At 71.6% G+C, this 12033-nt stretch carries 13 protein-coding genes; 4 read left to right on the forward strand and 9 right to left on the reverse strand.

Features of this window, described 5'->3' with window-relative positions; all coding sequences use genetic code 11:
- The first annotated feature begins 8 nt into the window (after window positions 1–8).
- Window positions 9–596 carry an ATP-dependent Clp protease proteolytic subunit gene (locus tag AB0M82_RS04805; RefSeq protein WP_364717739.1) on the forward strand — a complete coding sequence of 196 codons (588 nt, stop codon included), beginning with the start codon at window positions 9–11 and terminating at the stop codon, window positions 594–596.
- A gap of 101 nt (window positions 597–697) precedes the next feature.
- On the opposite strand, the gene AB0M82_RS04810 is transcribed toward AB0M82_RS04805, so the two are convergent.
- The 4 genes from AB0M82_RS04810 to AB0M82_RS04825 all read right to left on the reverse strand — a co-directional run bounded on the left by AB0M82_RS04810 (window position 698) and on the right by AB0M82_RS04825 (window position 5495).
- On the reverse strand, window positions 698–2752 hold the full coding sequence (locus AB0M82_RS04810) for a M3 family metallopeptidase (RefSeq protein WP_364717740.1): 2055 nt from the start codon (window positions 2750–2752) through the stop codon (window positions 698–700).
- 92 nt (window positions 2753–2844) lie between these two features.
- Window positions 2845–3564 (reverse strand): histidine phosphatase family protein, encoded by a 720-nt coding sequence (locus tag AB0M82_RS04815; protein ID WP_364717742.1) that lies wholly within the window; start codon window positions 3562–3564, stop codon window positions 2845–2847.
- A 49-nt stretch (window positions 3565–3613) separates the two neighbouring features.
- Entirely contained in the window at window positions 3614–4456 is an 843-nt protein-coding gene (locus tag AB0M82_RS04820) for an undecaprenyl-diphosphate phosphatase (RefSeq protein WP_364717743.1), read from the reverse strand.
- A 1-nt stretch (window position 4457) separates the two neighbouring features.
- Window positions 4458–5495, reverse strand: coding sequence for an LLM class F420-dependent oxidoreductase (locus AB0M82_RS04825; RefSeq protein WP_364717744.1), 1038 nt, complete (start codon window positions 5493–5495; stop codon window positions 4458–4460).
- Between the two features lie 87 nt (window positions 5496–5582).
- On the opposite strand from AB0M82_RS04825, the gene AB0M82_RS04830 reads away from it, so the two are divergent.
- The 3 genes from AB0M82_RS04830 to AB0M82_RS04840 all read left to right on the forward strand — a co-directional run bounded on the left by AB0M82_RS04830 (window position 5583) and on the right by AB0M82_RS04840 (window position 7877).
- The gene (locus tag AB0M82_RS04830; protein WP_364717746.1) at window positions 5583–6551 is read left to right on the forward strand and encodes an aldo/keto reductase; all 969 of its coding nucleotides are present in this window, start codon (window positions 5583–5585) and stop codon (window positions 6549–6551) included.
- A gap of 91 nt (window positions 6552–6642) precedes the next feature.
- Window positions 6643–7656: a hypothetical protein gene (locus tag AB0M82_RS04835; protein ID WP_364717748.1), complete on the forward strand. Its 1014-nt coding sequence runs from the start codon at window positions 6643–6645 to the stop codon at window positions 7654–7656.
- On the forward strand, window positions 7653–7877 hold the full coding sequence (locus AB0M82_RS04840) for a DUF5703 family protein (protein ID WP_364717749.1): 225 nt from the start codon (window positions 7653–7655) through the stop codon (window positions 7875–7877). The genes AB0M82_RS04835 and AB0M82_RS04840 overlap by 4 nt, the downstream gene beginning before the upstream one ends.
- On the opposite strand, the gene AB0M82_RS04845 is transcribed toward AB0M82_RS04840, so the two are convergent.
- The 5 genes from AB0M82_RS04845 to AB0M82_RS04865 all read right to left on the reverse strand — a co-directional run bounded on the left by AB0M82_RS04845 (window position 7874) and on the right by AB0M82_RS04865 (window position 11977).
- Window positions 7874–8620, reverse strand: coding sequence for an SRPBCC domain-containing protein (locus AB0M82_RS04845; RefSeq protein WP_364717750.1), 747 nt, complete (start codon window positions 8618–8620; stop codon window positions 7874–7876). The genes AB0M82_RS04840 and AB0M82_RS04845 overlap by 4 nt on opposite strands.
- Window positions 8610–9209, reverse strand: coding sequence for a helix-turn-helix domain-containing protein (locus AB0M82_RS04850; RefSeq protein ID WP_364717751.1), 600 nt, complete (start codon window positions 9207–9209; stop codon window positions 8610–8612). The genes AB0M82_RS04845 and AB0M82_RS04850 overlap by 11 nt, the downstream gene beginning before the upstream one ends.
- 31 nt (window positions 9210–9240) lie before the next feature.
- Complete coding sequence (locus AB0M82_RS04855; protein WP_364717753.1) at window positions 9241–10134, reverse strand: alpha/beta hydrolase; 894 nt, start codon at window positions 10132–10134, stop codon at window positions 9241–9243.
- Window positions 10134–11456, reverse strand: a complete 1323-nt coding sequence (locus AB0M82_RS04860; protein ID WP_364717754.1) for a M20/M25/M40 family metallo-hydrolase — start codon at window positions 11454–11456, stop codon at window positions 10134–10136. Before AB0M82_RS04860 ends, AB0M82_RS04855 begins: the two co-directional genes overlap by 1 nt.
- A gap of 170 nt (window positions 11457–11626) precedes the next feature.
- Window positions 11627–11977, reverse strand: a complete 351-nt coding sequence (locus AB0M82_RS04865; protein WP_364717755.1) for a MerR family transcriptional regulator — start codon at window positions 11975–11977, stop codon at window positions 11627–11629.
- Window positions 11978–12033 lie beyond the last annotated feature (56 nt).

A 12033-nucleotide genomic window follows, 5' to 3' on the forward strand; every position in this document is an offset into this window, starting at 1 on the left:
TCGGGCCCATGACCCTCCTCGCCGTACCCGACCTGCAGGCACCCGGCTCGTCGCCCAACGACACCGTCTACGAACAGCTCCTGCGCGACCGCATCGTCTTCCTCGGCTCCGAGGTCAACGACGAAGTGGCGAACCGGATCATCGCCCAGCTGCTCCTGCTCGCCGCCGACGACCCGGCGAAGGACATCACCTTCTACATCAACTCACCGGGCGGCTCGGTGAGCGCCGGCCTCGCGATCTACGACACGATGCGGCTGATCAAGCCGGACGTCTCGACCTGGGGCCTCGGCTTCGTCGCCTCCATGGGCCAGTTCCTGCTCTCCTCGGGCACCGCCGGAAAGCGCTACCTGCTGCCGAACACCCGGATCGTCATGCACCAGCCGTCGGCCGGGATCAGCGGCGCCGCCACCGACATCGCCATCCAGGCCGAGGTTTTCGGCAAGATGAAGCGCCGGATCGCCGAGATCACCGCGCGCCAGACCGGCCAAAGCGTCGAACGGATCACCGCCGACGCCGACCGGGACCGCTGGTTCGACGCCGACGAAGCACTCTCCTACGGTTTCATCGACCACATCGTCACCAGCGAGCAGGGTTGACCCCCGGGCTCTGTGCGTTTTTTTGAGTGCGCGGAACGACTCGCGGGGCAGGTTTCAAGAAAACCTGCCCCGCGGTATAGGTCGTTATACAGTTAGAGAACTCAGACTCCGGTGAGGCCGCGGCGGGTGAGCAGTGGCTCGATCTCGGGGTCGCGGCCGCGGAAGGCCCTGAACGCGTCCATCGGGTCGATGCTGCCTCCCCTGCCCAGCAGGGTCCGGCGGAAGTGGTCGCCGTTGTCCCGGGTGAGGCCGCCGCTCTCCCGGAACCACTGGACGGTGTCGGCGTCGAGGACTTCGCTCCAGATGTAGGAGTAGTACCCGGCGCTGTAGCCGCCGCTGAAGATGTGCGCGAAGTAGGTCGTGCGGTAGCGCGGCGGGATCGCGTCGACGGCCACGCCGGCCTTCACCAGCGCGTCTGTCTCGAACCGCTGCACTTCCGCCACCCGGTCGTCGACGCCGAGGCTGTGCCAGGCCTGGTCGAGCAGCGACGCGGCGAGGTATTCGGTCGTGGCGAAGCCTTGTCCGTACTGCTGGGCGGCGAGGAGCTTCTCGACCTGTTCCGCGGGCAGCGCCTCCCCCGTCTCGTGGTGCTTCGCGTAGTGGGCCAGGACTTCCGGCCACAGCATCCACATCTCGTTGACCTGGGAGGGGTACTCGACGAAGTCGCGGGGCACGTTGGTGCCGGAGAACGTCGGGTAGCGGACCGCCGAGAGCAGTGCGTGGAGGGCGTGGCCGAACTCGTGGAACGCGGTGACGACCTCGTCGAAGGTGAGCAGGGTCGGCTCCCCCGCCGGCGGTCGGCCGACGTTGAGCACGTTCACCACGACCGTCCCGCGGTCCAGCAGCCGGGACTGGTCGACGAAGGTGTTCATCCAGGCGCCGCCGCGTTTGGCGTCGCGGGTGTAGAGGTCGAGCAGGAACAGCCCCAGCGGGGCGCCGTCGGCGTCGAAGACCTCGAAGGTCCGGACCTCGGGGTGGTACTTCGGCAGGTCGTCGCGTTCGGTGAAGGTGAGGCCGTAGAGCTTGGTCGCGGCGAAGAAGACGCCGTCGAGGTACACGCGGTCGGCCTCGAAGTACGGGCGCAGCGCCTCGGTGTCGACGTCGAAGCGTTCCCGGCGGACCTGCGCGGCGTAGTACGGCCAGTCGGACGGCCGTAGCTGCGCGCCCGGCACGTCGGCTTCCAGCAGCTGCTGCAGTTCCGCGGCCTCGGCGCGGGCGTTGGCGACCGCCGCGGGCGCCAGCCGCTCCAGCAGGCCCGCGGCGGCTTCGGCGGTCTTCGCCGTCTCGTCCGCGATGACGTACGCCGCGTGGTTCGGGTAGCCGAGCAGCGCGGCTCGTTCCGCCCGCAGCCGCACGATCTCGGCGACGACGGCGTTGTTGTCGAACTCGTTGCCGCGGTTGCCCCTCGCCATCGACGCGGTGTGGATCCGCTCGCGGACCTCGCGGTCGCGCAGCGTCTCCAGCGGCGACGCCTGGCTGGTCGGCAGGGTCAGCGTCAGGACGTACTTGCCGTCTTCACCGCGGGCGGACGCCGCTTCGGCGGCGGTGGCGATCGCTCCGTCCCCGAAGCCGGCCAGCTCGGCGCGGTCGGCGATCACGACGGCCAGGTCGTTGGTGTCCTTGAGGAGGTTCTGCTGGAACCTGGTCTGCAGGGTGGACAGCTGCTCGTTGAGCTCGCGCAGGCGAGCCTGCTCGGCCTCGCCGAGCCCGGCGCCGGCGCGGCTGAAGTCCGTGTGGCGCCGTTCCAGCAGCCGCAGCGACTCCTCGTCCAGGCCGAGCTCGCCGCGGCGCGCGTGGAGCGCGTCGATCCGGGCGAACAGCTTCGGGTTCAGGTGGATCGCGTCGTGGTGCGCGGCCAGCTTCGGCGCGAACTCCGCCTGGATGGCCTGGATCTCGTCGGTGCTGTTGGAACCGGCCAGGTTGTAGAACACGCTCGCCACGCGGCCCAGCAGCTCGCCCGCGCGCTCGAGGGCCACGATGGTGTTCTCGAACGTCGGCTCGGCGTCCTGCGCCGCGATCTGCTCGATCTCCGCCGCGTGCTCGGCCAGTCCCGCCTCGAACGCGGGCCGGTAGTGCTCGTCGGAGATCCGGTCGAAGGGCGGCAGGGCGTAGGGCAGCTCGCTGGGTGCGGCGAACGGGTTGTCCGGCGAAATCATCGGGGCAGGCTCCTGGTCGGCGAAACACTCGGTCCCGCCACCCTACGGGCTCCCCGGGTGCGGACGTCAGCGCTTTCCGTAGGTGGCCGAGGTCACCGGCCGGTGGTACCGCCGATGACGGCGTCGCTGCTCGGAGCGGCCGCGCGGTCGGTCTTCTTGCCGCGTTTCGGCTTGGGCTCCGGCGGCACGATGCCGCGCAGGTCGCCGCCGTGGTCGTTGACCCGCATGACGAACGGCCGCGTCTCGGTGTAGCGCACGACCGAGATCGACGCCGGGTCGACGACGATCCGCTGGAACGCGTCGAGGTGCTGGCCCAGCGCGTCGGCCAGAATGGACTTGATCACGTCACCGTGGCTGCACAGCAGCCAGACGGCGTGGTCGCCGTGCTCGGCGGCGATCCGCCGGTCGTGGGCGCGGACCGCGGCCACCGAACGCGCCTGCATCTGGGCGAGGCCCTCGCCGCCGGGGAACACCGCGGCCGAAGCGTGCGCCTGCACGACCCGCCACAGCGGCTCCTTCGCGAGGTGCTTGAGCTCCTTGCCGGTCCAGTCCCCGTAGTCCACTTCGGACAGTCCGGGCTCGACGACCTTCGCCAGCCCCCGCGCGGCGGCCAGCGGACCGACGGTCTGCTTGCACCGCAGCATGGGCGACACGACCAGGGCGGCCAGCGGCACGCCGTCGAGGCGTCCGACCAGGTTCTCCGCCTGGGCACGGCCGGTGTCGTCGAGGTTGACCTTCGGGGAACGCCCGGCCAGGACGCCGGAGCCGTTGGCCGTCGACTTCCCGTGCCTGAGCAGAATGACCGTACTCACGGGACCCACCCTACGTGGGGACCGATCATGCGGTCCCCACGCGGGCGGATCAGCTGGAGACGGGACCCGCGTTCGGGTCCAGCGCGCCGGTGAAGATCAGCACGAACAGCAGCACGCCGAGCACCAGCCGGTACACCACGAACGGCACGAAGCTGCGCTTCTTGATGTAGGCCATCAGCCACGCGATCACGATGTAGCCGACGCCGAAGGCGACCAGCGTGGCCAGGATCGTCGGGCCCCACTGGGCCGGCACGCCGCCCGAGCCGATGTCCTTGAGCTTGTACACACCTGAGCCGAACACCGCCGGCAGGGCCAGCAGGAACGAGTACTCCGCCGCTTCGGCGCGGGTGTAGCCCATCAGCAGTCCCGCGCTGGTCGTGCCGCCGGAGCGGGACACGCCGGGGATCAGCGCGAGCGCCTGGGCGAAGCCGAAGCCGAGGCCGTGCGGCACGTTGAGGTCGTCGAGCGTGCGCTCCTGCTTCCCGATCCGGTCGGCGAGCAGCAGGATCAGGCCGAACACGATGAGCACGGTCGCGGTGATCCGCAGGTCGCGGAACGCGCTGTCGATCTCGTCCTGCAGCAGCAGCCCGAGGACCACGATGGGCAGCGAGCCGACGATGATCAGCCAGCCCAGCCGGGCGTCCGGGTCACGGCGCCACTCCGGCTTGTACAGCGAGAAGAACCACGCCTGCAGGATCCGGCCGATCTTCTTCCCGAAGTAGATGATCACCGCCAGCTCGGTGCCGATCTGGGTGACCGCGGTGAACGCCGCGCCCGGGTCGTCCCAGCCGGCGAGCGCCGCGACGATCCGCAGGTGCGCGCTCGAGGAGATCGGGAGGAACTCGGTCAGGCCCTGGACCAGGCCCAGCACCAGCGCTTCGAACCAGCCCACGTCAGGCCACCCCCGCCTTCTCGAGCGCGTCGACGGCCGTGCGCAGCGCGGCCGCCGGGTCCGGGGTGTACGGCGACACCGACAGGGTTGTCACGCCGGCTTCGGCGAATTGGGTCATCTTCTCCGCGATCCGTTCCTCGGGTCCCAGCAGCGACGTGGCGTCGAGGAACTCCAGCGGCACCGCCGCCATCGCCCCCGCCCGGTCGCCGGCCAGGTACTTTTCCTGCACCTCCGCGGCCTCGGCCGCGAACCCCATCCGGCAGGCCAGCCGGTTGTAGAAGTTCTTCTCCGCGCTCCCCATCCCGCCGAGGTAGAGCGCCGCGTAGCCGCGGACGGCGTCCGCGCAGGCCCTCCAGTCGTCGCCGACGACCAGTGGCACCGTGGGGACGACGTCGAAGCCGTCCATCGACCGCCCGGCCGCCTCGGCGCCGGCCCGGATCCGCGCCAGCTGCTCCCCCGCGTGCGCCGGCGAGAAGAACACCGGCAGCCAGCCGTCGGCGACCGCCCCGGTCAGCTCCAGGTTCTTCGGGCCGATGGCGGCCAGGTACAGCGGGATGTGCTTGCGGGCCGGCCGGACGGTCAGCCGCAGCGCCTTGCCGGGACCGTCCGGCAGCGGCAGCGTGAAGTGCTCGCCCTCGTACTTCAGGCGCTCGCGGCGCAGCGCGGCGCGCACGATCTCGACGTACTCGCGGGTGCGGCCCAGCGGCGAGGTGAAGCGCACGCCGTGCCAGCCCTCCGACACCTGCGGGCCGGAAACGCCGAGGCCGAGCCGGAACCGGCCGCCGGACAGCGTGTCGAGGGTCGCGGCGGTCATCGCGGTCATCGCCGGGGTCCGGGCCGGGATCTGCAGCACCGCGGCGCCGACGTCGATCCGCGAAGTCCGCGCGGCGATCCACGAGAGCACGGTCACCGCGTCCGATCCGTAGGCCTCCGCGGCCCACACGACCGCGTAGCCCAGTTCGTCCGCCTGTTTCGCCAGGGCCAGGTTCGCGGGGTCGTTCCCCGCTCCCCAATAGCCGAGATTGAGTCCGAGTCGCACGGGGCCGAACCCTAACGGGGGCGCTCGGGGGCGACACGACTCACCTTGGTCAGGTCTCCGGAAGCCCGCCCACTAGGCTCGGCGGTCGTGGAAAAGCGACAGCTGGGCCGTTCGGGACTGCGCGTCTCGAGGATGGCGCTCGGCACCATGACCTGGGGTGACGACACGGACGCGGAGGAAGCGGCCGACCAGCTGGTCGCGTTCGTCGACGCCGGCGGCACCCTGGTGGACACGGCCGACATCTACGGCGAGGGCGAGAGCGAGCGAGTGCTCGGCTCGCTGCTCGGCGACCTCGTGCCCCGCGACGACGTGGTCGTCGCGACGAAGGCGGTCGCCCGCCGCACCGAGGGCCCGTTCGGCGGCGGCGCCTCGCGCGGCGCGCTGCTCACCGCGCTCGACGGCTCGCTCAAGCGGCTCGGCACCGACCACATCGACCTGTGGCAGCTGCACGCCTGGGACACCTGCGTGCCGCTCGCGGAGACCCTCTCCGCCCTCGAGTACGCCGTGACCAGCGGGAAAGTCCGCTACGTCGGTGTCTCCAACTACGCGGGCTGGCAGCTGGCGACGGCCGCCGCCGGCGCCGCGGCGATCGCGCCCATCGTCTCCACCCAGGTCGAGTACTCGCTGCTGGAACGCGGGGTGGACCGCGAGGTCGTGCCCGCCGCCGAGCACCACGGCGTCGGGCTGCTGCCCTGGGCGCCCCTCGGCCGCGGCGTGCTGACCGGCAAGTACCGCACCGGCACGCCCGCCGACTCGCGAGGCGCGAACAGCGCGCTCGCCGGCTACGTCGAGCACCACCGCACCGACCGGGCCGCCCGGATCGTGCAGGCCGTCGCGACCGCGGCCGACGGGCTGGGCACGTCGCCGCTCGCCGTCGCGCTGGCCTGGGTCCGCGACCGGCCCGGTGTCGTCGCCCCGGTCGTCGGCGCGCGGGACACCGGCCAGCTCACCGGCTCGCTGGCCGCGGAGAGGATCACCCTCCCGCCCGCCATCCGGTCCGCGCTCGACGACGTCAGCGCGATCGAGGTCGGCTACCCCGAGCGCTGGCCGCGGTAGGTGTCTGTTGGGTGACACGGACGTGACGGCACGGGGATCAAGGAGGATATTGGTGAAGACCGTCCGCCGAGGGACATCTGGAGGCACCGACGTGCGTCGGCACACCGCCGTGTCGCGGATCGCGATCCCGCTCGCCGGTGTCCTGGTGCTCTCGGGCTGCTCGTCGGCCAAGCCGGCCGGCGACGACCTCCAGGTCGTGGCGAACCCGCAGGCCGCGGCGGCCACGGTGGCGCCACCGGTGTCGGTCAAGCCCGCCGGCCAGGTGCTGCCCGGCGAAGCCGTCTCGGCGGTCGCTGTCGACGAGAAGACGGCCACCCTGGTCGTCGCGGTTTCCCAGCCGCCGTCGTTGCGGCTGTACGACCTGAACGCGCTCGCGTCACCGCCGGTGAATATGCCGTTATACGGCAAGGCCGGGCGGTTGACCGTGACGCCCGGGCGGGTCGAGATCGCCGAGCCGGGTCAGGGTGTGGTGCAGCAGCTGACGTTGCCGGACCGGAAGCTCACCGAGACGAAGACGGGCGGGCAGCCGGCGTCGAGCATCGTCTACGGCGCCGATCGGCTGGTCGCGATGGGGGCGGCGAAAGACATCCAGGTGCTGCCTGCCGCGGGTCCGGCGCGGACGATCGGCGGGCAGCTCTACAGCGCCGACGACGTGGTCGACACCGGGGACGGCGTGGTGGTGCTGGATCGGCTGCGGACCGCGGTGTTCTCGGTCGACGTCGCCGCCGGGACGGTCGGCGAGGGCCTGCGCGCGGGTGACGGCGCGGCGAACGCCGTGGCGGACTCCTACGGGCGGGTGCTGGTGACGGACGCGCGGGCGGGCGCGCTGATCGCCTTCTCGGCCTCGCCGCTGATCATGCGGCAGCGCTACCCGGTGCCTGGTGGGGTGTACGGGATCGCGTACGACGCGAAGCGGAGCCTGGCCTGGGTGACGCTCACCGGGCGCAACGAGGTGGTCGGGTTCGACGTCCGCGGCGGCGAGCCTGTCGAGAAGTACCGGTTCCCCACCGTGCGCCAGCCGGACTCGGTCGGGGTGGACGACCAGAGCGGCCGGGTGATCGTCGGCTCGGCCGCCGGAGAAGGGACCCAGGTGATCCAGCCATGACGACGGTCAGCGAGGCGGTGGTCGAAGGGGATTGGGAGTATCGCCGTCTGCACCTCCCCCCGGGTGTGTCCCGGCGTGCGGCGGCGACCCAGCTCTCCATCCACGCGGAGTTCGCGGGCTGGGAACTGCGCACCGTGCGGCTGTACGCCGACGGCACGCGCCGGGTCTGGCTGCGCCGCAAGAAGACCGCCGCGAGTCTCCCCGGCGGGTTGCCGACCTAGCCGAACACCCGGTCCAGCCAGCCGCCCCAGACCTTTTCCGCCACTCCGGCGTCCGCGCCCGGGGTGAAGAGGTGGTGGGAAGCGACCATGGGGCCGTGGAAGCCGCGCAGGAACCGGAGCATCGCGTCGGCGGTGCGGACGCCGGCGGTCTGGTCGTTCACCGCGTAGACGACGCCGTCCTGCGGCGCGCGGCCGTCCAGCTCGATCCGCACCCGGTCGCCCTCGGCCGGCCGGGTGGACAGGCCCAGTGCCACGCCCAGCCGCGTCCACGCCTTGTCCCAGTCCTCCACCGGCGGCCCGAAGGCGGTCACCGGCACCGCGGTGCGCCCGGCGAAGTGCGTGACGTACTCGACCAGGGTGCGGAAGAACATCGCGCCGCCCGCGGTCATCGCCTCGAACTCGTCCTCCCAGTCGTCGCCGGGCAGGAAGCCGCTGGTGACGCACCGGACCACCGAGCTGCCGCCGCCGCGGCCTTCGATGAGGAACTCGTAGGCGATCCGCCGGCCGTCCGGCGCGGTTTCGCTGCCGTAGACGAGCTTCTCGAGCGGGTCCCACTCCCGGATCCGGTATTCCGGCCGGTATTCGCCGAAGGCGGCGCGGATCGTGCCGCCGGTGCCGCCTTCGACCTCGTTGCGGCCCATGAGCCACGAGTCGATGCCGGGGCCGGTCGCGATGGCTTCCCACACCTGTTCCGGCGTGGCGTCGACTTCGGCGGTGTCGGTGAGTTCGAACTCATGCCCCACTGGCGGTCTCCTCCGGAACGCTCGGGTGGACGGCGACGACCACGCGGTGGTCGCGGCCCTTCTCGGCCGTCTCGTCGTGGTACTTCCCCACCAGCGCCGTGACGGCGACGGTGAGCTCCTCGGCGAACGCGGCGCGGTCGGCGGCGGAGGCGAACCGGACCTCGCCGTCGAGCGCGAAGGTCGCGACCCGCTGGTTGGCCTTCGCCGACCCGGTGATGAGCAGGCCGACGTCGCGCACGAGCCGTCCGGCGACGGCGAGCAGCCACCGGGCCGAGAGCCGGTCGGGCGAGCGGGCCGGGTCCGGCTGCACCGCGGCCAGCGCGGCCGGCGAGATGACGTAGGACGACGCCGTCGCCCGCATCATCCGCTCGGTCACGTTGCCCTTGCGCCGCTCCTCGATCAGCTCCACCAGGCCGTGCTTCTCCAGCGCCCGCAGGTGGTAGTTGACTTTCTGCCGGGGCAGGCCGACCCGCGCCGCGAGCATCGTCGCCGACGCCGGCTGCGCCAGTTCGGCGAGCAGCCGGGCCCGGACCGGGTCCAGCGACACCTCGGCCGCCGCCGCGTCCTCGATCACCGCCACGGGAAACATGGGCCCAGCATGCTGCCGAAAAGAGAAGTTGTCAAGAACTCTCAGCTTGTCGGTAGCTCGCGTTGACCAGGGCGACGACCCGGGGCAGCACCTGAGCCGCCGCTTCCAGCGGCACGACGTGCCCCACGCCGGGCAGCACCACCGCGGTCCCGTCGTCGAGCCCACCGGCCCACTCTTCGACGTCGGACGCGCGGACGATCCGGTCCCGCTCCCCCACGATCGCCGTCACCGGCAGGCCGCTGACCTGTGTCAACGCCGCCTCGCGCGCGTACGCGTCCAGTGCCGGGCGGAACAGCGAGACCGTGTGCGGCCAGTTGCCGCGGATCATCTTCACGGTCAGCTCGACCAGGGCCGGCTCCGGGTCGTCACCGAACAGCCACCAGCGCAGGCCCGCGCTGACCGCCCGGCTGGTGCGCTCGCGGACGACGCCGAAGAGCTTCGAACCGAGCACCGCTTCGAGGTCGCGGACCAGCTTCCCCAGCGCGTTCGGCCAAGCCGCCGAAACCTCGGTGGCCAGCCGCCCCGACGACGTCGCCAGCAGCACCAGACCCGACACCCGCGCGGCGAACAGCGACCGGTGCCGCTGCGACAGCGACATGATCGCCAGCCCGCCCATGTCGTGCCCCACCAGCACCACCCGGCCGGCCGGGACCTCGCGCTCCAGCAACTCGGCGAGGTCGTCGCCGAGCTGCGCCACGGTCGCCGTCCCGCGCCGCGCCCGCCCGGACCCGCCGTGGCCGCGCTGGTCGTAGGTCAGCACGGCCACCGGCCCGTCGGCCGCGTCCGGCACCAGCGGCGCGATCCGGCCCCAGCTGCGCTGGTCGAGCGCGTAGCCGTGGACGAACACCGCGGCCACCGGCGCGACCGGGTCGCCCCGGCGGATCACCTGCAGGAGCGTGCCGTCGGCGAGCGCGAAGCCGGTCATCAGGACGTGCGCAGGAACCGGTCCAGCACGCGGGTGCCGAACTTCAGCGCCTCGACCGGGACCCGCTCGTCGACGCCGTGGAACAGCGCCGAGAAGTCGAGGTCCGCGGGCAGTTTCAGCGGCGCGAAGCCGAAGTTGCGGATGCCGAGCTGCTGGAACGCCTTCGCGTCGGTGCCGCCGGACAGCATGTACGGCAGCGTCTTCGCACCCGGGTCTTCGGCCAGCACCGCGGCGGTCATGGCGTCCACGAGCGCGCCGTCGAACGTCGTCTCGACCGGCGGGAGCTCCATCCACTCCTTCTCGATGTCCGGGCCGAGCAGCTCGTCGAGCTCGCGGTCGAACGCCGCCAGCCGGCCCGGCAGGATGCGGCAGTCCACCGCGGCCTCGGCGACCGACGGGATGACGTTCGCCTTGTACCCGGCGGTGAGCATGGTGGGATTGGCGGTGTCGCGCAGGGTCGCGCCGATCATCCGCGAGATGTTGCCCAGCTTGGCGACCGAGCCCTCCAGGTCGTCCTCCGGGAAGTCCCAGCCGGTGATCTCGGTGACGCCGGCGAGAAACTCCTTCACGGAGTCGGTGAGCACCAGCGGGAACCGGTGGTTGCCGAGCTTCGCGACGGCCTCGGCCAGCTTCGTCACGGCGTTGTCGCGGTGGATCATCGAGCCGTGGCCGGCGGTGCCGCGCACGCGCAGCTTCATCCAGCGGATGCCCTTCTCCGCCGTCTCGATCAGGTACGCGCGGACGTCGTCCTTGAGCGTGATGGAGAACCCGCCGACCTCGCTGATCGCCTCGGTGACGCCTTCGAACAGCTCCGGCCGGTTCTCGACCAGCCACTGGGCGCCGTACTGGCCGCCGGCCTCCTCGTCGGCGAGGAAGGCGAACACCAGGTCGCGCGGCGGCACGACGCCGTTCATCTTGTAGTGCCGGGCCAGCGCGAGCGCCATGCCGCACATGTCCTTCATGTCGACCGCGCCGCGGCCCCAGACGTAGTCGTCCTGGATCGCGCCGGAGAACGGGTGGACCGACCATTCGGACGGGTCGGCGGGCACGGCGTCGAGGTGGCCGTGGATCAGCAGCGCGCCCCGGGACGGGTCGGCCCCTGCGAGCCGGACGATCACGTTGTGCCGGTTCTTCCCGCCCGACTCGACGTAGGTGATCTCATAGCCGGCGTCGGTCAGCTTCTCCGCGACGTACTCGGCCGCCGCCCGCTCGCCGACCAGCGTGTCGGGGTCACCGGTGTTGGTCGTGTCGATGCGGATGAGCTCGCTGGTCAGCGTGACGGCCTCGGCCGCGGCGGCTTCGATCAGGTTCGGTTCGGTCACCGGCCATTCCTATCACCCGGACCACCGGGTGCGCTGGCTGCGGCGACCGGGTCGCGATGTCCGTGCGCGACCAGCTGCCCGAGGTCAGTACCGTGCCCTGGCACGGGATGCGCCTGCCGGCCAAGATGGCGGCGTTCGGTTCCAGAAGCTCCCGCCGCAGCGATCGCTCGTCATGGCGAACGCTCGGTGGTGGCGAGGAGGCCGGCGAGCGCGGTCCGCGCGGTCCGCAGTGTGGCGATCTTGTCGTCGATGCCGTCGAGTCGCTCCCGAAGTGCCGGCCCCGCACAGTGCTCCAGTGCCGGACCCGGGCCTTCGACACAAGGCAGCACCTCGCGGATGACACTCGTGGGCAAACCGGCGGCGAGCAGGGCCCTGATGTGAGCGACCACCATCGGGGCGTCGTCGGCGTACCGGCGGTGACCGCGCCCGACACGACGCGAAACGAGCAGCCCCTGCTCCTCGTAATAGCGCAGCAGGCGCGGATTGACGCCGGTCTCGCGTGACAACTCCCCGATCTTCATGTGATCTCCCTCATGCGCGCTTGAAGTTCACATCGATGTCAGATTCTACGGTGCCG

Origin of the sequence: Amycolatopsis sp. NPDC051128 (assembly GCF_040682715.1) — a bacterium.
GTDB lineage: Bacteria > Actinomycetota > Actinomycetes > Mycobacteriales > Pseudonocardiaceae > Amycolatopsis.

Excerpts from the sequence above, each read along its gene's own strand:
- AB0M82_RS04805 (WP_364717739.1), top strand. The coding sequence starts at position 9 with ATGACCCTCCTCGCCGTACCCGACCTGCAGGCACCCGGCTCGTCGCCC.
- AB0M82_RS04810 (WP_364717740.1), bottom strand. The coding sequence starts at position 2,752 with ATGATTTCGCCGGACAACCCGTTCGCCGCACCCAGCGAGCTGCCCTAC.
- AB0M82_RS04840 (WP_364717749.1), top strand. The coding sequence starts at position 7,653 with ATGACGACGGTCAGCGAGGCGGTGGTCGAAGGGGATTGGGAGTATCGC.
- AB0M82_RS04850 (WP_364717751.1), bottom strand. The coding sequence starts at position 9,209 with ATGTTTCCCGTGGCGGTGATCGAGGACGCGGCGGCGGCCGAGGTGTCG.
- AB0M82_RS04855 (WP_364717753.1), bottom strand. The coding sequence starts at position 10,134 with ATGACCGGCTTCGCGCTCGCCGACGGCACGCTCCTGCAGGTGATCCGC.
- AB0M82_RS04865 (WP_364717755.1), bottom strand. The coding sequence starts at position 11,977 with ATGAAGATCGGGGAGTTGTCACGCGAGACCGGCGTCAATCCGCGCCTG.